Source organism: Delftia sp. RIT313 (assembly GCF_000632165.1).
Classification (GTDB): domain Bacteria; phylum Pseudomonadota; class Gammaproteobacteria; order Burkholderiales; family Burkholderiaceae_C; genus Comamonas; species Comamonas acidovorans.
In genome coordinates this window covers 52401-74318 of sequence record NZ_JFYT01000068.1, presented here as the reverse complement: position 1 = coordinate 74318, position 21918 = coordinate 52401, and the positions used below count along the sequence as shown (strand labels likewise).

Here is a 21918-nt window from a genome sequence, read left to right as displayed (position 1 = left end):
TTGGATGCTTGTCTGCCTACCATCGGAGGATGGAAGGCATGGTGGAGAGGGCAGCCCCCAAAACGGGGGCCTGCAACCTTTTTTTGTGGACGTTTAGAAAAGGAAGACTGGGGGCGCGGTGTCCGTCGCGGCATGCCCAGATTCGGCAGCATCCCCCCCTCCCATCAGCACCATGCAGGGCGTGTCCTCTTGAGCAACTGCACAAACCTGTGCAGTTACCGTCGTCCCCGCCGCAAGTGCTTGCCCACGCACTAGCAAATTCCATATTTCGCGGCGGTAAAAATCCTCCTGGGGGCGCGGTGTCCTGTTCGAGAAGCCTTGGACAATTTCCAGCCCCCCCGGGGCTACCGGATCAATGCACCTCCACCGGAGGAGCCGCACCAGTCATGCGGTCGATGCATGCGGCCTGCTCTTCATGCATCTCTGCAGTCGCGCCCATCAGCATGTCTACCGTTGCTGCGGGGACTCCCTCAGCCAGCAACTTGGCGCGTGCCTTCGCTCGTTCCTGGGCCAGCCAGGCACGGGGGTTGTCCAGTGGATTCATCGTGCATCCCTTCCTCGCTTCACTGCGAGAGTCCAAGCGGGGCCATCGCCGGGGCGGCTGGTGGTCTCCCTGTTGCAATGCCAGAGGCTGCCGTCGTGCGTGACGAACGTTCCTTTGACATAGCTCTTGCCCTGTTCATGCGGGCCGTCGTACTGAATCGGGGTAGCCTCCAGTGCCTCAACCCTTTTCTGCAGGTCGGCCAAGAGATCGCGGTCCCGCCGAAACATCTTCTTGATGGAGTCGAGCACCTCAGCCAGCATTCCAACCCGCACCACCACGTTGCTCTCGGCCAATGCGGCCAGTGCTGCGTCTTTCTGCTCTTGCATGACGCACCTCACGCGACGACGGGCTCATCACCCACGGTCACGGGTTCGCCACCCGCGGTGACAAAACTGCTGAACGATTCCGTTGAGAAGCCCGTGATGGTCACCACAGCATTTGCACGACCTACGGTCCAATTGACGGTGCGCTCCACCCGCAGAGCAATCGAATTGGTCTGCCACAGTGACACCATCTGAGCCGGTCCAGATCCGGGTGTATCGCTCATCAGGATGGCGGTCTGGTCCGATCGAGCCCCCTGAATGCCGTCCTCTGCATAAAGGATGGAGGCAGCATCCAGCAGGGTGATGCTGGTGCCGCTCGAGTCGTAAGGGACCCCTTCACTGGTGATGACCGGCAGCCCGGCCAGGGTGCCGCCCAGGGCGCCGAGGTCATTGGCTTCCCCGCTGGAACTCAATGTCATTCCGATAGCCACTGCAGCACGGGGATGCATCACCCAAGCGGCCGTCATCAGGCTGCCTGCAAATGCTGCAATGGCGCGCTCCACATCAGCGCGGATCGCTTCGGCCGTGGATCCTGAGGATGGGATGGAGACAGCGCCGGCAGTGACTGCAGCAGGCTGTTGGTTGGGGATACCTGCGTTTCCCGGATCAATGAAGGCACTGTCCGTCGCCACAGCGATGGCATTGGCGAGGTCATCACGCAAGGTGATCTCCGCGGTTGGGCCGAATGTGATGAGCTCCTCACTCACCACCAGCAGGCCTGCGACCTTGGTGGGGCCGAGGCGCGTACGGTTGAACGCAGCAGAAGTGACGGGCTTGATCTTTCCCTCGCCGACCCAGTAGGAAACAGCTCCTGCAGACTGCGTCGCAACGGGCGCTTTGACGGGCACCCTGCGCAGGTTCGCCAGCCGGCCGACGATGGTCAACGGACGCACGACCTCCAGGAATTCCAGCTGTGCACCGCGGCTCTCGGCCAGGCTTCCAGCCCAGAGGTCGTCATGCAGAGAGCCCGCTGCGACGGCTGCCTTCATGAGCGTGACCACCTGGCTTGTTGCACCCCACCTGCGCTGTGCCACCGTGAGCGCATTGCGGACACCGGGGCTCTCGGCGAGAGCGATGACGCTTCGGACAAAGGTGGACCCTCGATATTGACTCATGGTGAACCTTCCAAATGTTTTGATGCTTTGATTTCATCTGCGACGCCGCTTTTGCGCGAGGCCGTAGAGGGGAGTTACGGGAACTTCAGTGGCCTAACATGGGCCGTCATCGCGTGTGGACTCGATCCAGCGCGCGAGATCATCCAGGCGGTAGGTCACGCGGCCACCTTTGATGCCAATGCGGTAGTGCCGTGGGCCTTTGCCCTCGGCGCGCCAATTCGCCAGCGTGTCTTTGGCAATGCCCAGCAATCCGGCTACGGCCTCATCGGTGACGCGACCATCTCCAGTGATGAAGTGCCCGGCCTCACGGCATGCGGCTTCCAACATGCGGAAGCTGCTGGCTGCGCGCTCCTCGGGCGTCGGCTCCTCGGACGTGCTGAAGGTGCGTTCCATGGGGGTTCTCGCCTCCTCAAACCGGGCCAACCGTCGATCCCACCAGCAAATCTGTGCCGTCTATGCAGGCGATGAAGCATGTGACTGTCGGCAGTGCTCCCTGGCGCATACGAACGCGCAGCTCCATCTCCCCGCCTTCCAGGATGCGAGCCAGGAGCGATGGATGCCGGCTTTTGTCTGTGCCGTTCATGCAGCGCTTGGTGATCTCTAGTGCATCGAGGAGGAACCGCTGGGCCAGTTCTTTCGCATCGGTCTTCTGGGTGTCTTGTTCGCTCGTCATGACGGTTCCTTCAATGTTTGGTGTTGGACTGGCCAAGGACATAGGCCGGATATGCCTGTTGCAGATGGGCAAGCAGGTCGGCGCGCAGATGTGGTGGAGTGGAGAGGCAGTCCTGGCGCATCTGCTCGCGGGCTGCAGGGCTGTCGTTCCAGTGGTCGCAGACATGCATGGCGACCTGGTGCAGTTGGACCGTCACGCGGCGCAGCTGTTTCACCAGGCCAATGAGCTCGGACTTGTGGAGGACGACCAGTGCACGCTGCTCGGACGTGAGGGCATTTGCAGGCACGGACAGCGACTCGCCATCGGCCGTGCACTGCAGATCAATGCCGCTGGCCAGCAGGTCGGCGAAGAGCTCGGCGGCGGTCATATGACCTCCCGGGCATCGCCAGCTTGAACATGCCCAACCAGCGAAGATGCCCCGAAGGTGCCCAAGATGCCCTGTTTTAAAAGTTGGGCACCTTGGGCATCTTCGAGGGCATCTTCGCGCACACCCACCGCTGCGAGCCATTCCGGCTTGGGCACAAATCCGTCCGGAAGCGACCAGTACCAGCCGGCACCCATGCCGCTTTTTTGGGGCTTTACGCCCATCTTTTCGCGGGCCGTCCGGATCTGCTTTTTGCTGTAGCCCATGCTCACGAGGGCCGTTTCGACCCCCTTGCTGGGCGTCGAACCATCGCGCAGTTCCGCCCACAACAGCATCGGCAGATCGCTCTTCTCGGCTGGGACCTCGTCCTGGTCCTCATCCGGGTCCGTGAGCAGGTCACGGGCCGAGCCCTGTACAGCACCACCCCATCCGATGCGCGAGGCCTGGATGCCGGGCAGTGGCTCGCATTGCTGGAGGTGATAGGAGAACCCACCATCGTCAGGACCAATGTTGGATTTGGTGCGGGCCAGAATGCGGGCGTCCTGCCCGTCCTCCAGACTCTTGACCTTGGCCGCGACCATTACCACCCGGGCGACTGCGGTGAAGGCAACACTGCCAACAACCCGCTGCGCAGGATCCACGCCCTGGCCACCCTTGGCGAAGTGCGTGATGCCCAGGACGGCGCAATCACAGGCTGCGGCCAGATTCACCAAAGGCTGCAGCGCGCGGCGGACCTCGGTGTTCTTGTGGCTGTCTCCCGTGACCGCAGAGACCACGGGATCGATCACCAGCAGACGGATGCCACCAATTCCCTGGATGGCCTCCAGCAGCCCTTGCAGGTCGCGCGCTGGATCAAAGGGCTGGACCTCTCCCTCTTCGCTGCGTGCGCCCTCGATGAAGAAACACCGCCCCCGCTCGGCGCCGGCAGCGAGCAGGCGGGGCAGCAAGGTGTCTGCAGGGTCGTCCTCACAGCTCCAGATCAGGATGTTGCCGGCATCACAGCGGCTCTTGTCCGGCCAGTAGCCACCAATGGTCACGGTCGCCGCCATCGTCAGCGCGAGCGTGGTCTTGCCCTGGCCAGGAGCGCCGGCCAGGATATGCAGCTTGCCCAGGGCCAGCCAGTGCTCCCACAGCCAGCGAATGGGCTCGGGGTTCAGTTCGGTGCCGCAGGTCAGCACCACCGTGCTTCCATGCGTACCGGGGCGCGTACCAGGCTGCGTACCGAAGTCCTCCGAGTAGCTCTCCAGCGGGGGGAAGGTCGGATCTGGGGGCGCCTGGGGTGCCCTGGCCGGCGGGCGGTAGGCCAATGCTGCGGCGACGTTAGCGTCCACCGCCGCAACGGCCGCGTTGTTTCGTCCATTCATGCATACACCTCCGCAATGCGCAGCACCCGACCCGCTGCCTGCAGGAGGCGCGTGCGCTCTGTTTCGGAAAGCACCACGCCGCGGCCGATGTTCCCTGCGACAACGGCGATGAGGTTCACCTCCGTCATCAGGACTTCGAGGGCTTGGCGCGGCGTGAACGGGGCCGGAGCCGTGGGCGGTTGCTTGCCGTCATCCACCCAGGCCCCCAGATCCTTGGCCGCCTCGATGAACTCCAGGCCATGAACGGCCATGCAATAAGCCAGCACATCACCACCACGCGCACCACAGCCAGCCATGCAGACGAACGCGCCGCTCTGCAGGTTGATGCGCATGGAGTCGCTGCCTTGGTGGAACTGGCAAGCCGTGGTGACCCACTTCTTGCCCTTGCTGAGGACCAGGCCCTGAGCCTCGTAGTAGCTGCGTGGGTCTGGGAGACGATCGCGTTCAAACGTCATGTCAGCAGCCCTCCAACAACTTTTGGATGCCCTCAGTTTTGAGGACGTCATCACCACCGAGCACAGACATCACCACGCTGTTCAGATGCCGGCCGACGACTTCCAATTCATAGGAGTCCTGCAGTGCGAACTCCAGGCGCTTGCTTTGCGCCTTAGCGGTGGAAGAGCGGTTAGTCGGCATGACCCACCTCCGCTCCAAAGAAATCCAGCAATTCAAAAAGCACTTCGAACTGGCGTCGTGCTGCAATCAACCTGCGGTAGTACAGGGAATCGGGTCGGCTGAAGGTCTTCGCGGCCAGATTCACGGCAGCTCCAGCCATGAACCATTTGCTCTCGAAAGTGCTGCGATCCAAAGGAATCTCCGCACGGAGCAGGCGAACATGGGTCAGCGCCAAGTCCACAGCGAAGTCCACGTCTACGTCCTTGTCGTCCCAACCGACGTCCTTGCAGCGCTCTTTAATCACCTCCTCGAGACTCCACTCCACATACGAAGTGACAAGCAGCATCGTCTGCTGCAACGTGGGCATGGGCTGCGCCACCGCAGACAGAGGCAGACCCAAAGCAATGCAGTCCAGAGCATCACGCGGCTGCATGTCAGACTTTTTTTGGCAAGGCTTCGCCTTCACTGCCACGCGGGCAGCGTTTTTCTGAGTAGCCATGGTTTAGACCTCCGTCTTCCGGATGAGGGCGGGATTAGTCGAGGTGGCGTCCAGGATGGACTTTCCGATTTCGATCAGATGGAATACTCCCCAGAGCTTGTCATCCGTGGAATCCGCTGCCATTCCATACAGCAGGTCTTTGGCAGATGCCAAATAGCAGGAAGCCTTTTCCAGAGCGTCGCGGGGGGGCGTGTTGGAGTCAATGACCAGCTGGCAACCATTGAAATCGCCGAGTTGCGTTTGCATTGCAGACATGGTTCAACCCTCCAGGCTCAGATCGAGGCCGCGCAGGGCAGCCAGGGCTTGCACAGCTTTGCGGCGGGCACCAGGCACATTGGCCTTGGGCTGACGCAGGTAGAAGACAGCCATGCTCAGCGCGTTGTGAGCATCAGCGAAGGCCTGGATGGGGTCAGAGGTGCCCGTGGCGGGCGTGGGTGCAGCAGTGTGCGCACGATGGGATGCAGACATGGTCTTGGTTCCTTCGGGAGAAACAAGGAAGACCACCATTTGTGTTTTGAAGCACAGCAGGTGGACGAGATGTTCAAAACACGCCCGAAGTCGTGCGGCCGTCCTCGCGGATAGGCCCATCTCGCCCGTAACCATGAGGCGATGCACCAACCAGTGCATCGACCAAAATTTGGGCGTGACAAAACCCCGCTTGCAGGTGGGGGTTGCGACCTCTTCAGGTTTGGTGTTTTGAAGCACCGGGCCTCTCGGCTTGCCGTCAGTGTAGCGGCTCCGCAGGGAAGTGCAATACATGTCGCACCTCACTTCTTGGCCTGAGCGTCGCGCCACGCGATCAGCTGATCACCCGGGATGACAGTGCAGCGAGCGGACAGCCGGATGGGCTTGGGGAAGTCCGGGCGACTCTTGATCCAGCGCCAGAGAGTGGCGGTGCCGATGCCCAACAGATCTGCGGCTTGCTTGGGTCGGTAGGACTGGGGAAATGAGGTCAATGTTCACTCCATTTGGTCCCGCGTTGCATCAAGTGCTGCGGTATGGAGCGAACGGTATGAGCCTGTCAGGACACAAAGCTACCTAGGTGTCCTCAGCCTTCAAGTACCGCTTAAAAAAACTCGCCTTTTTTAGCTGGTCAGTTGCCCCATCGCCGCAGCGGACGGCATGCAGCGTGTCGCCGTGAATAGAGCAATCAAAACTCTGGCCATCCACTCCTCCACAATCGACTTCAACCTCGCCGGCATCACGAAGAGAAGTCCATAAATTTTCCTTGCTGTAGCCTGGCCAACGTGCTCGTGCCTTTCGGGCTAGCTCAACTGCCCAAGCTTTCTTTTTCTCAGCCTCTCCACCTTTTCTTCCCCCTGCCACCTGCGCACGGTAAGTTGTCTCAGTAACGATGCGAAGGGCTTCTGCATCCCCTCTTCCAGCGAGAAGTCCCGTGAGAGTCGCAGCCATCTGGCCTGCATCGAATGCGCAGTGCCAGGCTGCGGCAACATGACCGGTTTCATCCTTTCGTATGGCTTCCATGGCGTAAGCTGTCGCACACCACAGTAAACGCACTTCAGAAGGAATCCCGTCTATCGACATGAAGCCAGCGTGCGCTTCGTCTCCAGACAGATTTCCTTGCAACAGGACTTGGTCTGTGACCACAGCCAAGTCTTGTCCAATCACGCTGTGTGACAACGCTGCCAAGTCCTGCAGCACCGCATTGGCCCGCAATGCAGCTGTCGCGCTTTCCCTGAAATGGCTTGCCAACTCCAGGAATTTTTTTGCGTCCGGCGAGTAGGTATCCATGGGTAAGTCTCACGCCTCCCGTGCCGTAGGATCTGCGTCATACAGCGAAATCACGTACTGAGCCCAAGCGGCCATCATCTCAGCCCGCTTCGCGAACAAGTCGCCGCGCCGGTAGGCCGCCTCCACTGCGTTGCCGATGGTGTGGGCCAGTGCCATCTCTGCGACCTCTCTGGGGAAGTCCGTTCGCTCAGCCGCCCAGTCGCGGAAGCTGGACCGCATACCGTGGGGCACAGCGTCAACCTCCATTCGCCGCATCAGGGCCGTCATGGTCATATCGGACAGCACTCCACCACGAGGTGCGGGGAAGACGAGGTCATTGCCTTCAATCCGCGGGAGACTCGCCAGCAAGGCCAGCGCTTGGGGCGAGAGCGGAACCCTGTGCTCTTTGTGGGCCTTCATGCGCTCGGCCGGCACGGTCCACACAGCAGCGTCCATGTCGATCTCAGACCAAGTCGCGCCCCGTACCTCGCCGGAGCGTGCCGCCGTCAGTACAAGGAACTCCAGAGCCCGGGCGGTCACTCCCTTGCGTTGCCGTAGAGCCGCCACGAAGCCAGGTATGGCATCGATGGGGAGAGCCTTGTGATGGACCACGCGGGCAATCTTGGTAGGAGCCGGCAGCAGCTTGTCGAGGTGGCCACGCCAGCGCGCAGGGTTCTCGCCGTCACGAAAGCCGCGCACGCGGGACCAGTCAAGCACCTGCTCAATGCGTCCGCGCAAACGGTTGGCGGTCTCGGTCTTGTCTTTCCATATGGGCTGCAGCACGTTGAGCACCTGGGCCTGTCCCACGTCACCTACCTGCAGCTTTCCAATGATCGGAAATGCGTAGGTCTCCAAGGACGCAGACCATTGCGCGCGATGCTTGGCATTGCGCCATTCATCACTCTTTGCGTCGATCAACGCGAGGCACGCAGCCTCGAAGGTCATGCTCTTCGCCTGCTCGGCGCGCAGAAGGCTCACGGCACGTTCACGCTCCAAGATAGGGTCGAGGCCTTGCTCAATCTTGGCCCGCGCCTCGCGTGCCTTTTCTCGTGCGATCGCGAGCGTCACATCGGGGAAGCCGCCCAGGCCCATGTCTCGGCGTTTGCCTCCAACCATGGCCCGCAGGATCCATGAGCGGGCTCCGCTGGAGGTGACTTGAAGGTAGAGCCCAGACACTCCACCAACGGCGTGCAAGCCAGGCTCGCGCAGCCGGCTGACAGCCAGCGCGCCCAGCTCAGTTGCTTTTCGTGACATTTACTCTCCGTCGAACTCAAGGCGAGTTTGTATACCCATCAACGTACCCATCATAGGGCTTGAGATTGATCGAGTCTATGAGAGGTCACGTGAGACAAAAGCATAGCAAGCAAGCCTTGCCAGACTTGAAAAATGAGACTACCCGAGGTTATGCGCCACCCTATCTCGTCGGTCACAGCCTCCGCCAGATCCTCGTATCAACCGACAGGCGGCCAAAGAGCCGGTCATGTTGCACAGCGCCCCGATGCCGCAAGGCAGCGGGGCGTTCCTGCGTCTGGGGCATTGGCGGGCACCTCAGCGTGGCGGCTCGTGGTTGGTGACGAAGTCGGCGGGCACGTCCGGCCCCCAGACGTAGAGCGAATCCTCGGGAGGATGGTCGGCCGCAGGCCACACCGCGCCCGCCTCGACAAAGTCGATGTCGCAGGAGTACTCGGCGAAGCTGCCCCAGGGATCGCGCACATAGCGAAAGAAGTTGGAGCCCAGCACATGCCTGCCCACGCCCCAGCCCTGCGCATAGCCCGCCTCGGCCATCTGCCGGGCGCCGCTGCCCACGGCGTCGACAGAAGGCACGCACCAGCTGCTGTGGTGCAGGCCGGGTCCATGCGATGCGGCCAGTGCCAGCAGGTGGTGGTCGCTGCCGTGCGGGCTGTGCAGGAAGGCGATGACCGAGCCCGAGCGGTCCGAGAGCCTGAGTCCCAGCACATCGGTGTAGAACGCCAGCGCGGCATTCACGTCGGCGCAGAACAAAAGCACATGCGACAGGTGCAGCGGCCGGATCTGCGGCATGAGGCTGCGAGCCGGCGCGCGGCCGGCATTGCGGCAGGCCGGCGGCAGCACGTGCGGTGCGGGCGCCGACGGAGAGCTCTTGGCGGCTGCACGCAACTGGATGGGCACCCCGTCGGGGCTGGCGATCCAGATACCGTCGGTCTGCGCACCGGCCGGCGCAGGAATGCGTGCGATCCCCGCGCCGTCGATCCGGCGCGAGAAGGCATCGAGATCGGCCGCATGGATGCCCAGGCTCAGCCACTGCAGCCGCTTGTGCGTTGCGGCCTCCAGCACCCGCGCCCAGCGGTGGGGGTGCCCGTAGGTGTGCAGCGCCAGCGCGCCGTCGATGTCGCGCACCTCGAGCCCGAAACTGGCGTAGAAATGCCGCGCCGCTTCGAGATCGGGCACGCTGAAGACGAACTCATCGATCGAATGCACGGCCGGCTGCCCGGCCGCGCCGGACGGCGTTCCAGGTGTCGTTCCAGATGGCGTGGGAAGGCTGCTCATGGTGTCCCCTCCTTTGCATGTTCACTGTGCGAAGACCGGCGGACGCCGCCACGCGGCCGGTGGGCGGGCGAGGCCATCACCGCACCCGCTGGAGCTGCCGCCCAAGAACCCCGCCGTCCAGCGTCATGACATCGCCGGACTTCAGGAAGCGGGGCGGCTTCATGCCCAGGCCGACACCTGCGGGCGTGCCGGTGATGACAAGGTCGCCGGGCAGCAGCGTCATGAACTGGCTCAGATAGGACACGAGACAGGCCACCGGAAAAATCATGTCTGCCGTGCTGCTGCGCTGCATGACCTCGCCATTGACGGACAGCGTCAGTTCGATGGCCTGGGGGTCGGGCAGCTCGTCGGCCGTGACCAGCCACGGCCCGACCGGGCCGAAGCCATCGAAGCTCTTGCCCTTGCCCCACTGGCCGTTGCGCTTGATCTGCCAGTCACGCTCGGAGATGTCGTTGGCCAGCAGGTAGCCGGCCACATGCGCGAGCGCACCTTCCACGGGGATGCGGCTTGCGCGCGTGCCGATCACAAAGCCCAGTTCGATCTCCCAGTCGGTGGCAACCGACGCTTCGGGCAGGCGCACCTCGTCGTCCGGCCCGGCCAGCGATGAAAGCGCCTTGTGAAAGACCACGGGCTCCTTCGGAATGTCGAGACCCGACTCCTCGGCATGCCGCCGGTAGTTGAGCCCGATGGCAACGAACTGGCGCGTGCCGGCGACAGGGGCGCCCAGGCGGCTGCCTTGCGCCACCAGCGGCAACCGCTGCAGATCGACGGCGGCCAGCGCGGCCAGCCTGCCGGGCGCCATCCACTCGGGCGTGAAATCGGGCACCAGGTCCGACAGGTCGCGCGCCTGGCCTTGGGAATCGATGGCGCCGGGCTTCTCGCAGCCGCTGGCGCCGTGGCGTATCAGTTTCATGTTCTGTCTCCTGGAACGGGAAGTGGAAAGTGGGAAGGAAATGGATCGGGACGCGGACCCCGCATGCGGGTTGAGCCTCAGAAGCTATGCCGCACGCCGGCAGCGAAGCCGTTCTGCGAACGCCCGGGGGCGGGCGCGGCGCCTGGCGCCGCATTGCTGACCGACAGCGCAAGTGCTCCCTCGTTGGACAGATGCCCTGCGGTCGCATACAGCGTGGTGCGCTTGGACAGCGAGTACCGGGCCCGCAGGGCAAAGAGCCGGGCCCCGTCGTCGCTTCGCCTGAAACGCAGATCCAAGGCCTGCGCGTCGAGGGTCAGGGCCGGTGTGGCGGCGACACTGGCGCCCAGGTACCAGAGATCGCTGCGTGGCGCGTCGGGACGGCCGTCGTTGTGGCGGGCAATGACCCCGGCGCCGAGCTTCCATGCTCCCCAGCGCACCCATCCCGCGGCGGTGGAGCGACGGTCCTTGCGCGCGCTGCTGGTCAGGCCTGCGAAGGCGCCGGGGCCTCCACGGATTTCATCGACGGCCAGCGCGATGCCCCAGGCCTTGGCCTCGTACTTGAGCATTGCCGACCATTGCCGGCAGGTGCTGGAGTCGCCCGGCTGCTCGCCGGGGCAGTTGGTTCCCGCGGGACCGGGGCCCGCATTGACGGCATCACGCCCCAGGCTGTAGGTCGCGCCGACGGTGAAGCCGCCAAGGCCGGCACGCCACGCAAGCGCGTTGTCCGCGCGCGCATTGGGCAGGTAGCTGTCCAGCGAGGCCGCACCGTAGGCATTCGGGCCGAGGATGTCCGCATCGAGCTGGGACCAGTACAGCATGGTGTACTGGCGCCCCAGTGTGAGGCTGCCCCAGTCGCCGGACAGGCCGACGAAGGCCTGGCGCCCCCAGGCGCGCCCGCCCTGGTTCAGCACGCCCGCGTCGAGCGCCAGGCCCTGCTCCATCGTGAACAGGGCACGCAGGCCGCCGCCCAGGTCCTCCGAGCCGCGCAGGCCGATGCGCGACGGCACGCTGCCGGTGAGGCCCGGCATGCGGTTCAGCGAAGCGCCTCCCTGGCCCACATCGGTCAGGTGCTCGACGGATGCATCGAGCAGGCCATAGAGCGTGACGCCCTGGGCCAGGGCGGGTGCCGAGGGCACGGCAGCGGCACCGGCCAGGCATAGCGCGGCGCGAACAGGAAAGGAGGGGTGTGGCATGTTGTCTCCTGAAAGTGATGGATGTCGGCAAGGACGGCGAAGCCTCAGTCCCAGGCGCGGGCCGGCGTCCCCCGGCCGGACTGGCCAGGGTCACGAAAGCGCAAGGCCGGACGGCCCGGGGAGCAGGCGGCCGGATGGGCCGGGGCTAGCCGGGCCCCACCGGCGGGGTGCGATGGCCCAGTGCCAGCGCCATGACCTCGGTCGGCTGCGCCGCACCATCGCCGCGCCAGGCGATGTGGTGGTCCGGGCGGATCAGGACGCGGTCGGCGCCATACAGCGCACGCGTCTGCCCGTCTTCGCTCCTCACCACATCCAGCCGGATGCCGTATTGCGCAGCAGCCTGCCTCCAGGGCTCCAGCCCGTCCGGGCCGTCCGGGCCGAATGCAAGCAGTGTGAAATCGCGTCCGAAGTCATCGAGCAGGGACAGGTCCGGCCCCGTTGCCACATGCGGAGCGCGCGTGCCGGGATAACCTCCAGGCAGGTAGCGATTGGGCTCGTCCGGCGGGGGCTCGGCCAACTCCCGGGCGACGACGGGGCTGTCGGCATAGCGCAGGCCCAGTTGCAGCCCCGGGATGTTGAACTCGCGCGCCACATGCTCCGAAAGTGCCTGCCCGAGCGCATGGCGGGCGCCGTCGCCCGCGGGCCCCTCCTGCTCCACTGCGGCCGTGACCGGCAGGCATCCGATGCTGTCGGCCATGCTGCGTGCAAAACTGGTGTTGCGCTGGGCGATCGGCCGCCGCTCGGCCTCATAGCTGTCCAGCAGCGCCGGGCCGGCCGCCCCCTGGATGGCCGCCGCCAGCTTCCAGCCCAGGTTCACGACGTCGTCCACGCTGGTGTTGTAGCCCATGCCGCCCGTGGGCGTGAACAGGTGCGCCGCATCGCCGGCGATGAACATCCTGCCGTGCCGCAGGCGCTCGGCCACCAGGGCATAGCCAGCGTTCCAGGGGGTCAGCGCGATCAGCTCGTGCGCAAAAGGCCGGCCGACGACGGCCTGCAGCGCCTGCTGCGGATGGAAATCGGCAGGCTGGGTGCCTTGGGGCAGCTGCACGATCAGCACGAACCGGTCCACGCCGTCGATGGCGCACAGCAGGCCGCGCTGCCCGGGACCGACGGCCCAGTACTGCCAGGCCCTGGGCTTGCCGATCAGCCCGTACAGACCGGGAGCGCGGAAGTAGATGGACATCATCTGGCCGCCCAGGAAGTCCCGCCGCTCGCGGCCATGGCCTGCGTAGACGACGCCCATGGCCTGACGGACCAGGCTGCGCGGCCCGTCGCAGCCGACCACATAGGCGGCCTGCAGCAACTCGGTACGGCCCGTGTCCGGCTCGCGGCATTCGATCTGGACTGCGCAACCGGTGTCCTGCACCGCCTCGGCCCTCAGGCCAAAACGCAGCACGGCGCTGGCATGGCGTTCGGCCTGCGCCCTGAGCACGGGCTCGATGAACATCTGCTGCGCCCGATGCGGCAGCTCGGGCGTGGGCCAGGCCTGTTCTCCGTAGTCGCCATAGGCCGTGCCCGAGGCGGCCTCCTCGGCCGAGGGAATGCGAAAGCGCGCCAGCTCGGGCCCCGTGAGCCGCGTGCAATAGACGACGTCCTGGGGGTGCGAGGGCGGCAGGCCCAGCCTGCGCACCTGGTCGGCAAAACCCCGGCGGCGGTAATGCTCCATGGTCCGGGACGAGGTGGCATTGGCCTTGGGCAGCGTCGGCGGCCCGCTGCGCTCCTCGATCAGCACGCACGGTATGTCCCTGCAGCCCAGCTCGATGGCCAGCATCAGCCCTGCGGGCCCTCCTCCGATGATCGCAACTTCGGTCTTCATGGCGTCTCCCCGGGGCTCAATCGACGGTCACCTTGACGCGGCGCAGCACTTCGGCATAGCGCTCGCGGTCGGCCTGCATGAGGTCGGCGACCTGCCTTGCGGGGCCGATGCTGGTGAAGAAGCCGAAACCGGCCAGGCGATCCCTGACGTCAGGCGCGGACAGGGCCCGGTTCACCGCCTCGTTGACGCGCTCGGCGACGGCCGGCGGCGTGCCCTTGGGCGCCATGAGCGCAACCCAGGTCAGCGCATCGATGCCGGCCGGGCCACCGGCCTCCTGCACGGTCGGCACATCGGGCAGCGCCGGGGAACGCTGGCTGTCCGCCACGGCAAGAAAACGCAGCTTGCCAGCCTGCTGCAGGGGGCCGGACGTCGCAATGCTGCCGTAAGCCCAGTCCACCTCGCCCGTCGACACGGAGGCGTACAACTGCGAAGTCTCCTTGTAGGGGACATGCATCATTTCGACACCCATGGCGGTCGCGGCCCGGGCCGCGCCCAGATGCAGCGGCCCGCCCACCGCATTGGAGCCATAGGTCATGCCGGGCTTGCGCCGCGCCGCCGCCATCAGTTCGGCCAGACTGTGGAAGGGGCTTTGCGCGCCGACCACCATAAAGAAAGCGGTCTTGTAGAGCAGCGCCACCGGCGTCAGCTCGCTTTGCGGGTCATAGGCCAGCTTGCGCAAGACCAGCGGATTGATGGACAAGTGGCCTACGTCCACCACCACCAGGTCGTTGCCCGTGGGCGGCGCGTTCTTCATCGAATTGATGGCCACCACGCCGGCCCCACCCGGCCGGGGATCGACGACGACCGGCTGTCTCCATTGCGCCGAGAGCTTGTCGGCGACCAGCCGGGCCACCACGTCAGGGCCGCTGCCCGCGGGAAAGGCGCTGGTGATGCGCACCGTGCCGCCGGCGGCCGTCTGCGCGGCGACGGAGCCCGCCGCCAGGGTTGCCAGTGCACAGGCGCCGGCCCATTTCCTCATGCTCATGCTGCTTGTCTCCTATGGGGTCGCCGGGCTGTGCCGACGTTATGGAGGGCATGCTAGGTCTGGCAGGCCGGCTGCGGCAGAGGGCAGAAACGCCTCAGCGATGCATGGCTGTTATCACTGGAGCGTTCTGCGGCGGCTCAGGCGCGGCGGAGCCCGCGTGCACGGCCCCTGCGGGAAATCCCCTGGCCTTGGCGCGCTCGGAAACGGGCATAAACACGCTCCGACCGATGCCCAAACTTCATCACCTTCGCAATTTCGTCGCCGTTGCCCGGGCACGCAGCCTGCGCAGCGCCGCCCGCAGCCTGGGCCTGACCCAGCCGGCACTGACGCGCAGCGTGCGCGAGCTGGAAGCCGAGCTCGGCGTGGCGCTGTTCCAGCGCCATGCGCGCGGGGTATCGCTGACCGTGGCGGGCGAGCGATTCCTGCTGCGCGCGCAGGCCGCGCTCGAGGAACTGCGTCGCGGCAGCGAGGAGGCCGCCCAGGCGCGCGGCGAAATGCAGGGCCATGTCGCCGTCGCTCTGTCCAGCGCGCCCGTGCTGTCGCTGCTGGCCCGCGCCTATGCCCAGTTCCGGCGCGACTGGCCGGATGTGCACCTGCGTTTCGTCGAAGGCCTGTTTCCGGCCGTCGAGCCGGCGCTGCGCGACGGCCGGCTGGACTTCTATCTGGGGCCTCGGCCCGAGAGGCAATTGAGCGCCAGCTACCAGGTGGCCCTGGTTCACCGCAACGAGCGTGTCGTGCTGGCCCGCCGCGGCCATCCGCTGCGCAGCGCCGGCAGCCTGCAGGCGCTGCTGGACGCGGACTGGATCGTCACCGGCCTGCGCGAGCGCCGCGAGGAAGAGTTCGAGGAGCAGTTCTCCGCGCTCGGCCTGCGCAGCCCGCGCGTGGTGACGGTCGCCGAATCGTTGATGGCCCTGCTGGCGCTGCTGGCCAGCAGCGACGCCCTCGCCTTCTTGCCGCGCCAGTGGGCCGATACGCCTCTCTTCAACGGTGTACTGGAGCCCATTGCCGTGCGCGAGAACCTGATGGCGCCCGACATCGTGCAGGTCACGCGTGCTGCGCTGCCTCTGACGCCCGCCGCGGAACGCCTGTCGATGCTGCTGCTGCGCGCGGCAGTCCACGACTTCGGCGAGCCGGCCGGCGCCTGAGCCGCAGCCGGCGTCTCCACAGTATCTTCATACAATCTTTACATTGTATTGACCAGGCAGACATATTCTGCCGGACTCATAGCGCCTCGCGTAAGCCAAGAGTCCGTAGCCAACGCTGAAGCTCCCGTTCGACCGCCTTCCTGGGAATTTCCCCTGTGCCAGCGCACTTGTCATCGCCGCTGGCATTTCCTATGACCCATCCCGTCCCCTCACAATCAGCGAGCGCGATCACGCGAAGCGCTCCGCTGGCCATGCCCGCACCGTCGCTTTCCCTGGACATCAAGGTCCTCATCGGCCTCTTTCTCTTCTCGGTGGTCTGGCTGCTGCAGATCGACAGCTCCAGCCTCACGGCACCCAAGGACAACCTCGAACAACTGACCTGGGTGCACAGCCTGGAGTGGGGCTACTACAAGCACCCGCCCCTGCCGACCTGGCTGCTTTCGGTGCCGGTCCATTTGTTCGGCCTGTCTGCGCGCACCAGCTACGCCACCGGCGCGCTTTTCACGCTGGCGGGCCTGTTCCTTTTCTGGAAGCTGCTGAATGACTTGCGCGGCAGCCGCTACGCCACGCTGGCCCTGTTGGCGGCCATGTGCATCACCTACTACAACGAGCGGATGCACTTCTTCAACCATGAAGTCGTGCTGATGCCCTTCTTCGCGACCAGCGCCCTGCTGGTGTGGCGTGCGGTGGGCAGCAGGCAGCTGCGCTGGTGGGCCGCCCTGGGCTGCTGCCTGGGGCTGGGCGCACTGGCCAAGTACCAGATGATCCTGGCCGCCGTGGCGGTATTCCTGTTCTGGCTGGCGTCAGGCGCCTGGCGCGAGCGGGTCCACATGATCGGCCTGGTGCTGGCGGCAGCCATCTCGCTGGCCATCATCTCGCCGCACCTGTACTGGCTTTTCCTGAACGACTTCGGCCCCATCCGCTATGCCACCGAATCCTCGCTGGGCGCCAGCCTGGGCGGTGGCGCAAGACTGCTCAATACGCTGCACTGGCTGGCCGACCAGCTGCTCAACCGTGCATTGCTCGCCTGGGTGCTGCTGGGACTGGTGATGGCCCTGCACCGCCGCAGCCGCCGTGCGCCGCAGGACACACCGCAGCGTCCCGGGACAGCCGATGCATCGCGCGCGCTGATCCTGTGCTTTGGCCTCACGCCCATCGTGCTGACCTGCGCCATCGGCATCTTTGCGGGCTCGTCGCTGCAGTTGCACTGGGGCACGCCCTTTCTGCTGCTGGCCATTCCCGTCGCCCTGGAGCTGGCCGGTGCCAGGCTGCACGCGTCGCACATATCGATCACCACCGCCATCAAGTGCTTCGTGGCACTTCAACTGGCCTTGCTGCTCGTGGCCCAGATGACCTCGGCGCGCAGTGAACTGCGGCTTAACAGCCGGCACTGGAGAAACTTCGATTCAAAGGCCTTGAGCCAGGCGCTTGCCGAACCCGCGCGCGAAGCGCTGGGCGGCGATATCCGCGTGATCGCAGGCCCCACGGCCGAGGCCAAGGCCCTGGCCCTGAAGCTGCGCGAAAAGCCGCTGGTGCTGATCGATGGCCGCATGGACATCAGCCCCTGGATTTCCCAGCACATGGTGGATGCCTGCGGCGTGCTGCACCTGCAGCTGGCGGCATCGCAGCCGCCCGGCCATCAGCCGGTGGGCGAAGGCTTTCCATCCCTCTTCTGGCGTGTCACCCCGCCGGAGGAAGATGCGGGCAACTGCGTCCCAAGCTGAACAGGGTGATGGCTGAGCCGGGCCGGGCACTAGCGAACCAGCACGTGCCGCACATCGATGGCAAAGCCGCTCAAACCCTTGCCCGGGGTTTCGCCGTCTTCGACGTCCACATCGAACAACTGCCAGTGCGCTTGCCTGCCTTGCGGCAAAGGCAGACAGGAGATCTGCGGCCCCATGTCGATCATGGCTGCGATGTCATTGACAGCATGCGCCTGTGCCGCGCGCACCAGGGGCATCAGCAAGTCGTCGGCAATGCCCAACGCGCGCAGGCGGCCCAGCGCCTGCTGCGCATCGCTGAGCAACGGGCCTTCGTTGACGTTCAGATCTCCTTGGTGCAACTGCTCCAGCCAGCGGCTGTCTCCGGCAGCCGATACCTCGCTGCACAACCCGTGAACCAGTGCCGCCATTGCCACGGTGGGCTCTCCGCGGCTTTCGCTCAGAGCCCATAGCACGGGCTCGGCAAAACCCAGGGATTCGTAGTACGGAAAAAGCGCGTGCAGCTCGGGATGCTGTTCGAGCAAGTATTCGCTGTAAGTCTTCTTGGGCTTCTTGGACATGGACGCGCTATGTGTTTCAAATCAAGGCTTGTCAATTTTCTGCTGTCTGGGCTGAATCACGGTCACATATCCAATGACCATTCCACCGATCAAGGCGATGGGCCAACCCAAAAGAAACACCACCACATAGGCCATGGATGCACCGCCGCCTGCATAGGGCGCGCATTCTTGTGCATTGGCCCACAGACTGAAAATCAGCACCGTTGCCGCAGAAACCAGGCAAGGCCAGGAACTGGGCCAGGCCAGCATGCCCAGCGGCACCAGCATCACGAGTGCATTGGCAAGCCAGAAACGGGTCAGACCTGCATGGCACCAGATCTGTGTGAACAGGGATTGAATGGGAAAGCTGGCAAGCAGGGCCAGCATGCCAAGCCGTCTGACCGCGTAATGGCGACGCAAAAATCCAGGCCTCATGTCACATTGCCTTGCTCGAGAAATGATGGGCAGAAAGAATACGCTGCCTGCGGGCCGCGCCTGTCCGCATTGCGTGATTGCACCCCTTGTTGAGAACCACCGCCGTGCCCATGAAATCCCCCTGCGAAGAACTCATCGACATGCTGGGCCAGCCCTATGACGCCGGCAAAGTGGCCCGACTGCTTGGCCCATTGGGTGTCAAGCGAATGCCCAGGCCGTCGAGCCATTTTGACGATGACATCATCTGGTCCGCCAAGTCCTCGCTGCGCATCGATGTCTATCGTCCCCGGGCACTTTCCAGGCGGACGGGGAGAGACTGGGAGGATGGCGATGTCTGGCTCATTGGCTCCGTGCATTTTCTTGCGCCGGGGGCAGACAGCAGAATCCGGGCCGTATTTGCGGGCAGCCTGCCTTCGGGGCTGAGCATGCGATCCCCACCTGAAGCGCTGGTGGCGGTTTTTGGGCCGCCGCAAATGGATGATGGGATCGAGCGACCGGGACATGGCGGACGTCTGCTGGCCTGGCGCAAGCCGCAGGTCAACATCGTGGCCGAGTATGAGAACGCGGGCGAAGCTGGCTCCATCACCAGCTTTGTGGTGTGCCTCATCGGCTGCATAGGCGCCTGGCGCCACGACGATCCGGAGGTCTTCGCGCCCTGAGGACCTGGCGGCCAAATCGCGCTTCGCATCCTCAACCCAGGGCAGGCGCTCGCAGATACCCCATCAGCACCTGCACGATGCCATCCTCCAGGGCCTGGGGGGTGAACATGGCCGGCGGATCGATGACGGCGGCATGCACCAGGGACTCCATGGTCTGCAGCAGCATCCAGGTGGCCAGGTCCAGATCGCGGTGGGCGAGCTGACTGCGGTGCAGCTCCAGGAGCTGGCGCACCTGGCGGAAGATGCCGCCGTCGGCCGCGCTTTGCTCGCGCGGCGCGTCGAAGAAGGGGAACTCCTTTTCCAGCACCCGGTGCAGATCGGGCTCGACCCGGTGCGCCGCCAGCAGCGCGCGGACCATGGCCTGCACATGGCCTTGCAGGCCCTGCGGCCGCTCGGCCGCAAGCACGGCGGCAATGGCCGCGTACATCTGCGCCGCGTGGCGCTCGTGCAAGGCCGTGATCAGCGAGTCCTTGTTGGGAAAGTACTGGTAGAGCGAACCCACGCTCACACCTGCGCGCTCGGCCACCAGATTGGTGTTGGTGGCGGCGTAGCCGCGTTCTGCAAGAACGCGAGCCGCGGCCTCCAGAATGGCCTCGACCGTGGCAAGGGAACGCGCCTGCCGTGGCTGCTTGCGGGGCTGGGGCGGCTGCCGCTGCGCCGACTGCGAATGCGAGTTTTCAATGCGAGCCATGGCTCATATTCTCCTGAACATGTGATCTGAGTTTTTACTCGTATTTGAAAGGGAATGCACATGTCTTCCGGAATTTCGCCATCCGCGGCCGCGTCGCCGCCGGTGAACGCATTTGCGCGGCTGCTGCCGCTGACGCTGGCGGTCTTCGTCAGCTTTCTCTGCCTGGGCATGCCCATGCCCGTGCTGCCCCTGCACCTGAGCCAGACCCTGGGACTGGGCACGCTGGGCGTGGGCACGGTGATGGGCTGCCAGTTCGCGGCGGCCCTGCTGTCGCGGGCCTGGGCCGGCTCTCTGGCCGACACGCGCGGCGCCAGGCGTGCCGTGGTGCTGGGTATGTTGCTGGCCGCCGCTTCGGGCGTGGCCTACCTGATGTCCCGCGCCTTCGAGGGCGGACAGGCCGCAGTCTGGGTGCTGGCCGCCGGCCGCGTGATGCTGGGCTGCGCCGAGAGCCTGATCATCACCGGCGCCCTGAGCTGGGGCATGGCAATGATCGGCCCGCAACATGCCGGCAAGGTGATGGCCTGGGTGGGCATTGCCATGTACGGCGCCTATGCGGCGGGCGCGCCGGCCGGCGTGGCAGTGCAGGCCGTCTGGGGCTTCTCGGGCATTGCCGTGGCCACCATCGTGCTGCCGCTGGCCGCCCTGGCCATGGTCTGGGGCCTGCGCGCCACGCCGGCTGCGGCCCAGCGCCGCACACCGTTCTACAAGGTGCTGGGCACGGTGTGGCTGCCCGGCCTGGGGCTGGCCCTGTCCAGCGCGGGCTTTGGCGTGATCACCACTTTTGCGGCGCTGCTGTTCGCGTCGCGCGGGTGGGGCGCGTCCTCGCTGGCCTTCACGGCCTTCGGCTTGGCCTTCATAGGGGCGCGTTTGTTCTTCGGCCATCTGCCTGACAAGCTGGGCGGCGTGCGGGTGGCGCTGGCCAGCATTCCGCTGGAGGCGGCGGGCCTGCTGCTGATCTGGGGCGGCGGCGATGCGGCCTGGGCCTATGCGGGAGCCGCACTCACCGGCTTCGGCTATTCGCTGGCCTTCCCGGCCTTCGGCGTGGAGGCCGTCCGCCGTGCGCCACCCCAGGCGCGCGGTGCGGCCATGGGCGCCTATGTGGCCTTCTTCGACCTGTCCATGGGATTGACGGCCCCCGCCGCCGGGCTGCTGGCCAGCGTCACGGGCGTCGGAGACGTGTATTTCGCCGCCGCCGTGAGCGTGGCGCTGTCCATTGCCGTGGCCCTGCTGCTGCGCGTGAACGCAGCCCGGGGAGCCTCCCATGGCTGAGCCGCTTCACACCCCCGCCGGCACGCAGCGCGCCCTGGGCACCGTGGTGAACGTGCAGTCCATCACCCCGCGCATGCGCCGCATCACGCTGGGCGGCGAGCAGATTGCTGCCTTCTCCCGAGCGCCCGCAGCGGATGCGCCCGCCGCCTGGGTCAAGCTGTTCCTGCCGTCCGGCGAAGGCCGGGCCTATACGCTGCGCAGCGTGGACCGCCAGGCCGGCACGCTGGACATTGACCTGGTGCTGCATGGCGATGCGTTCAATGCCAACCATCAGAACAACACCTCCGCTGGCGGCGACGGCCCCGCCTCCCGCTGGGCCGCCCAGGCCCGCGTGGGCGAGCAGGTGGCCATTGCCGGTCCGCGCAGTGGCGGCTTCGCTCCACCAGCCGACACCGATTGGATGATGCTGGCAGGCGATGCCTCGGCCCTGCCGGCCATGCAGTCCATCGCCGCGAGTCTGCCGGCCTCCGCCCGGGTCAAGGCCTATGTGGAAATCGTCGACGACGGCGAATGCCAACCCATGGACAGCACCGCCAACTGGCGCACCGAGTGGATCACCGCTGCGCCAGGCCAGCCCGGCCAGAGGCTGTGCCAGCGGCTCATGTACCGGCCGCTGCCGCTGGGCACCGGCTATCTGTGGATGGCTGGCGAGTCCGGCGCCATGCGCACGTTGAAGATGCACTTCCTGGACCGTGGCATCGCCCGCACCCAGCTGAGCACCAAGGGCTACTGGAAATCCGGCGAGGCGGACCACAAGGATCGCCAGGATCGCTAGGGCCGCGCACGCAGCTTTCTCCC

The 21918-nt window shown here is 65.5% G+C and carries 28 protein-coding genes; 5 read left to right on the top strand and 23 right to left on the bottom strand.

Annotation, left to right across the window (positions count from 1 at the left end):
* Positions 1–352: 352 nt before the first annotated feature.
* The 20 genes from BW39_RS31260 to BW39_RS20675 all read right to left on the bottom strand — a co-directional run bounded on the left by BW39_RS31260 (position 353) and on the right by BW39_RS20675 (position 14661).
* A complete protein-coding gene (locus BW39_RS31260) occupies positions 353–544 on the bottom strand; it encodes a hypothetical protein (protein WP_152547288.1) in 192 nt (63 codons plus the stop codon).
* Positions 541–870 carry a carbohydrate-binding protein gene (locus tag BW39_RS20760; protein ID WP_200871535.1) on the bottom strand — a complete coding sequence of 110 codons (330 nt, stop codon included), beginning with the start codon at positions 868–870 and terminating at the stop codon, positions 541–543. Before BW39_RS20760 ends, BW39_RS31260 begins: the two co-directional genes overlap by 4 nt.
* A gap of 8 nt (positions 871–878) precedes the next feature.
* A complete protein-coding gene (locus BW39_RS20755; protein ID WP_052155402.1) occupies positions 879–1982 on the bottom strand; it encodes a phage major capsid protein in 1104 nt (367 codons plus the stop codon).
* A 93-nt stretch (positions 1983–2075) separates the two neighbouring features.
* Positions 2076–2375: a helix-turn-helix transcriptional regulator gene (locus tag BW39_RS20750; RefSeq protein WP_017406401.1), complete on the bottom strand. Its 300-nt coding sequence runs from the start codon at positions 2373–2375 to the stop codon at positions 2076–2078.
* A gap of 16 nt (positions 2376–2391) precedes the next feature.
* A complete protein-coding gene (locus tag BW39_RS20745) occupies positions 2392–2655 on the bottom strand; it encodes a hypothetical protein (RefSeq protein ID WP_043823973.1) in 264 nt (87 codons plus the stop codon).
* 10 nt (positions 2656–2665) lie between these two features.
* Positions 2666–3022, bottom strand: coding sequence for a hypothetical protein (locus BW39_RS20740; protein ID WP_017406399.1), 357 nt, complete (start codon positions 3020–3022; stop codon positions 2666–2668).
* Positions 3019–4383 (bottom strand): AAA family ATPase, encoded by a 1365-nt coding sequence (locus BW39_RS20735; RefSeq protein WP_200871534.1) that lies wholly within the window; start codon positions 4381–4383, stop codon positions 3019–3021. The genes BW39_RS20740 and BW39_RS20735 overlap by 4 nt, the downstream gene beginning before the upstream one ends.
* Positions 4380–4838: a CHC2 zinc finger domain-containing protein gene (locus tag BW39_RS20730; RefSeq protein ID WP_043823969.1), complete on the bottom strand. Its 459-nt coding sequence runs from the start codon at positions 4836–4838 to the stop codon at positions 4380–4382. Before BW39_RS20730 ends, BW39_RS20735 begins: the two co-directional genes overlap by 4 nt.
* Before the next feature lies 1 nt (position 4839).
* The gene (locus BW39_RS20725; protein WP_043823967.1) at positions 4840–5019 is read right to left on the bottom strand and encodes a hypothetical protein; all 180 of its coding nucleotides are present in this window, start codon (positions 5017–5019) and stop codon (positions 4840–4842) included.
* Entirely contained in the window at positions 5009–5497 is a 489-nt protein-coding gene (locus tag BW39_RS20720; RefSeq protein WP_152547287.1) for a hypothetical protein, read from the bottom strand. Before BW39_RS20720 ends, BW39_RS20725 begins: the two co-directional genes overlap by 11 nt.
* 3 nt (positions 5498–5500) lie before the next feature.
* A complete protein-coding gene (locus tag BW39_RS20715; protein WP_081816271.1) occupies positions 5501–5752 on the bottom strand; it encodes a DUF3077 domain-containing protein in 252 nt (83 codons plus the stop codon).
* 3 nt (positions 5753–5755) lie between these two features.
* The gene (locus tag BW39_RS32055; protein WP_235264255.1) at positions 5756–6202 is read right to left on the bottom strand and encodes a hypothetical protein; all 447 of its coding nucleotides are present in this window, start codon (positions 6200–6202) and stop codon (positions 5756–5758) included.
* A 62-nt stretch (positions 6203–6264) separates the two neighbouring features.
* Entirely contained in the window at positions 6265–6453 is a 189-nt protein-coding gene (locus tag BW39_RS20705) for a helix-turn-helix transcriptional regulator (protein ID WP_043823960.1), read from the bottom strand.
* Between the two features lie 82 nt (positions 6454–6535).
* A complete protein-coding gene (locus tag BW39_RS31255; RefSeq protein WP_152547286.1) occupies positions 6536–7249 on the bottom strand; it encodes a hypothetical protein in 714 nt (237 codons plus the stop codon).
* A 9-nt stretch (positions 7250–7258) separates the two neighbouring features.
* A complete protein-coding gene (locus BW39_RS20700) occupies positions 7259–8482 on the bottom strand; it encodes a tyrosine-type recombinase/integrase (protein ID WP_043823959.1) in 1224 nt (407 codons plus the stop codon).
* Positions 8483–8776: 294 nt separating this feature from the next.
* Positions 8777–9754, bottom strand: coding sequence for a VOC family protein (locus BW39_RS20695; RefSeq protein ID WP_043823957.1), 978 nt, complete (start codon positions 9752–9754; stop codon positions 8777–8779).
* Between the two features lie 76 nt (positions 9755–9830).
* Positions 9831–10667, bottom strand: a complete 837-nt coding sequence (locus tag BW39_RS20690; RefSeq protein WP_043823948.1) for a fumarylacetoacetate hydrolase family protein — start codon at positions 10665–10667, stop codon at positions 9831–9833.
* Between the two features lie 77 nt (positions 10668–10744).
* Positions 10745–11860: a porin gene (locus BW39_RS20685; RefSeq protein ID WP_043823945.1), complete on the bottom strand. Its 1116-nt coding sequence runs from the start codon at positions 11858–11860 to the stop codon at positions 10745–10747.
* A gap of 145 nt (positions 11861–12005) precedes the next feature.
* Positions 12006–13676 (bottom strand): FAD-dependent monooxygenase, encoded by a 1671-nt coding sequence (locus BW39_RS20680; protein ID WP_043823944.1) that lies wholly within the window; start codon positions 13674–13676, stop codon positions 12006–12008.
* Between the two features lie 16 nt (positions 13677–13692).
* On the bottom strand, positions 13693–14661 hold the full coding sequence (locus BW39_RS20675) for a Bug family tripartite tricarboxylate transporter substrate binding protein (RefSeq protein WP_043823943.1): 969 nt from the start codon (positions 14659–14661) through the stop codon (positions 13693–13695).
* Positions 14662–14888: 227 nt separating this feature from the next.
* Between BW39_RS20675 and BW39_RS20670 the strand changes: the two genes are divergently transcribed.
* Together BW39_RS20670 and BW39_RS20665 are read left to right on the top strand one after the other, a co-directional pair.
* The gene (locus BW39_RS20670; RefSeq protein WP_043823942.1) at positions 14889–15806 is read left to right on the top strand and encodes a LysR substrate-binding domain-containing protein; all 918 of its coding nucleotides are present in this window, start codon (positions 14889–14891) and stop codon (positions 15804–15806) included.
* Between the two features lie 251 nt (positions 15807–16057).
* Positions 16058–17530, top strand: a complete 1473-nt coding sequence (locus BW39_RS20665) for a glycosyltransferase family 39 protein (RefSeq protein ID WP_043823941.1) — start codon at positions 16058–16060, stop codon at positions 17528–17530.
* Positions 17531–17559: 29 nt separating this feature from the next.
* On the opposite strand, the gene BW39_RS20660 is transcribed toward BW39_RS20665, so the two are convergent.
* On the bottom strand, positions 17560–18087 hold the full coding sequence (locus BW39_RS20660) for a hypothetical protein (protein WP_043823940.1): 528 nt from the start codon (positions 18085–18087) through the stop codon (positions 17560–17562).
* 21 nt (positions 18088–18108) lie between these two features.
* Entirely contained in the window at positions 18109–18453 is a 345-nt protein-coding gene (locus BW39_RS20655) for a hypothetical protein (protein ID WP_043823939.1), read from the bottom strand.
* 158 nt (positions 18454–18611) lie between these two features.
* Here BW39_RS20655 and BW39_RS20650 point away from each other — a divergent pair, with 158 nt between their 5' ends.
* Positions 18612–19160: a hypothetical protein gene (locus tag BW39_RS20650; RefSeq protein WP_043824136.1), complete on the top strand. Its 549-nt coding sequence runs from the start codon at positions 18612–18614 to the stop codon at positions 19158–19160.
* Between the two features lie 31 nt (positions 19161–19191).
* Here BW39_RS20650 and BW39_RS20645 read toward each other — a convergent pair whose 3' ends face one another.
* Complete coding sequence (locus BW39_RS20645; protein WP_043823937.1) at positions 19192–19851, bottom strand: TetR/AcrR family transcriptional regulator; 660 nt, start codon at positions 19849–19851, stop codon at positions 19192–19194.
* A 60-nt stretch (positions 19852–19911) separates the two neighbouring features.
* On the opposite strand from BW39_RS20645, the gene BW39_RS20640 reads away from it, so the two are divergent.
* Positions 19912–21120, top strand: a complete 1209-nt coding sequence (locus BW39_RS20640; RefSeq protein WP_043824134.1) for an arabinose transporter — start codon at positions 19912–19914, stop codon at positions 21118–21120.
* Positions 21113–21895 (top strand): siderophore-interacting protein, encoded by a 783-nt coding sequence (locus BW39_RS20635; RefSeq protein WP_043823936.1) that lies wholly within the window; start codon positions 21113–21115, stop codon positions 21893–21895. Before BW39_RS20640 ends, BW39_RS20635 begins: the two co-directional genes overlap by 8 nt.
* Positions 21896–21918: the final 23 nt, after the last annotated feature.

What these genes read in the sequence shown, in the direction of transcription:
- BW39_RS31260 (WP_152547288.1), bottom strand. Translation starts at nt 544, where the DNA reads ATGAATCCACTGGACAACCCCCGTGCCTGGCTGGCCCAGGAACGAGCG.
- BW39_RS20760 (WP_200871535.1), bottom strand. Translation starts at nt 870, where the DNA reads ATGCAAGAGCAGAAAGACGCAGCACTGGCCGCATTGGCCGAGAGCAAC.
- BW39_RS20755 (WP_052155402.1), bottom strand. Translation starts at nt 1,982, where the DNA reads ATGAGTCAATATCGAGGGTCCACCTTTGTCCGAAGCGTCATCGCTCTC.
- BW39_RS20750 (WP_017406401.1), bottom strand. Translation starts at nt 2,375, where the DNA reads ATGGAACGCACCTTCAGCACGTCCGAGGAGCCGACGCCCGAGGAGCGC.
- BW39_RS20745 (WP_043823973.1), bottom strand. Translation starts at nt 2,655, where the DNA reads ATGACGAGCGAACAAGACACCCAGAAGACCGATGCGAAAGAACTGGCC.
- BW39_RS20740 (WP_017406399.1), bottom strand. Translation starts at nt 3,022, where the DNA reads ATGACCGCCGCCGAGCTCTTCGCCGACCTGCTGGCCAGCGGCATTGAT.
- BW39_RS20735 (WP_200871534.1), bottom strand. Translation starts at nt 4,383, where the DNA reads ATGAATGGACGAAACAACGCGGCCGTTGCGGCGGTGGACGCTAACGTC.
- BW39_RS20730 (WP_043823969.1), bottom strand. Translation starts at nt 4,838, where the DNA reads ATGACGTTTGAACGCGATCGTCTCCCAGACCCACGCAGCTACTACGAG.
- BW39_RS20725 (WP_043823967.1), bottom strand. Translation starts at nt 5,019, where the DNA reads ATGCCGACTAACCGCTCTTCCACCGCTAAGGCGCAAAGCAAGCGCCTG.
- BW39_RS20720 (WP_152547287.1), bottom strand. Translation starts at nt 5,497, where the DNA reads ATGGCTACTCAGAAAAACGCTGCCCGCGTGGCAGTGAAGGCGAAGCCT.
- BW39_RS20715 (WP_081816271.1), bottom strand. Translation starts at nt 5,752, where the DNA reads ATGTCTGCAATGCAAACGCAACTCGGCGATTTCAATGGTTGCCAGCTG.
- BW39_RS31255 (WP_152547286.1), bottom strand. Translation starts at nt 7,249, where the DNA reads ATGGATACCTACTCGCCGGACGCAAAAAAATTCCTGGAGTTGGCAAGC.
- BW39_RS20700 (WP_043823959.1), bottom strand. Translation starts at nt 8,482, where the DNA reads ATGTCACGAAAAGCAACTGAGCTGGGCGCGCTGGCTGTCAGCCGGCTG.
- BW39_RS20695 (WP_043823957.1), bottom strand. Translation starts at nt 9,754, where the DNA reads ATGAGCAGCCTTCCCACGCCATCTGGAACGACACCTGGAACGCCGTCC.
- BW39_RS20690 (WP_043823948.1), bottom strand. Translation starts at nt 10,667, where the DNA reads ATGAAACTGATACGCCACGGCGCCAGCGGCTGCGAGAAGCCCGGCGCC.
- BW39_RS20685 (WP_043823945.1), bottom strand. Translation starts at nt 11,860, where the DNA reads ATGCCACACCCCTCCTTTCCTGTTCGCGCCGCGCTATGCCTGGCCGGT.
- BW39_RS20680 (WP_043823944.1), bottom strand. Translation starts at nt 13,676, where the DNA reads ATGAAGACCGAAGTTGCGATCATCGGAGGAGGGCCCGCAGGGCTGATG.
- BW39_RS20675 (WP_043823943.1), bottom strand. Translation starts at nt 14,661, where the DNA reads ATGAGCATGAGGAAATGGGCCGGCGCCTGTGCACTGGCAACCCTGGCG.
- BW39_RS20670 (WP_043823942.1), top strand. Translation starts at nt 14,889, where the DNA reads ATGCCCAAACTTCATCACCTTCGCAATTTCGTCGCCGTTGCCCGGGCA.
- BW39_RS20665 (WP_043823941.1), top strand. Translation starts at nt 16,058, where the DNA reads ATGCCCGCACCGTCGCTTTCCCTGGACATCAAGGTCCTCATCGGCCTC.
- BW39_RS20660 (WP_043823940.1), bottom strand. Translation starts at nt 18,087, where the DNA reads ATGTCCAAGAAGCCCAAGAAGACTTACAGCGAATACTTGCTCGAACAG.
- BW39_RS20655 (WP_043823939.1), bottom strand. Translation starts at nt 18,453, where the DNA reads ATGCTGGCCCTGCTTGCCAGCTTTCCCATTCAATCCCTGTTCACACAG.
- BW39_RS20650 (WP_043824136.1), top strand. Translation starts at nt 18,612, where the DNA reads ATGAAATCCCCCTGCGAAGAACTCATCGACATGCTGGGCCAGCCCTAT.
- BW39_RS20645 (WP_043823937.1), bottom strand. Translation starts at nt 19,851, where the DNA reads ATGGCTCGCATTGAAAACTCGCATTCGCAGTCGGCGCAGCGGCAGCCG.
- BW39_RS20640 (WP_043824134.1), top strand. Translation starts at nt 19,912, where the DNA reads ATGTCTTCCGGAATTTCGCCATCCGCGGCCGCGTCGCCGCCGGTGAAC.
- BW39_RS20635 (WP_043823936.1), top strand. Translation starts at nt 21,113, where the DNA reads ATGGCTGAGCCGCTTCACACCCCCGCCGGCACGCAGCGCGCCCTGGGC.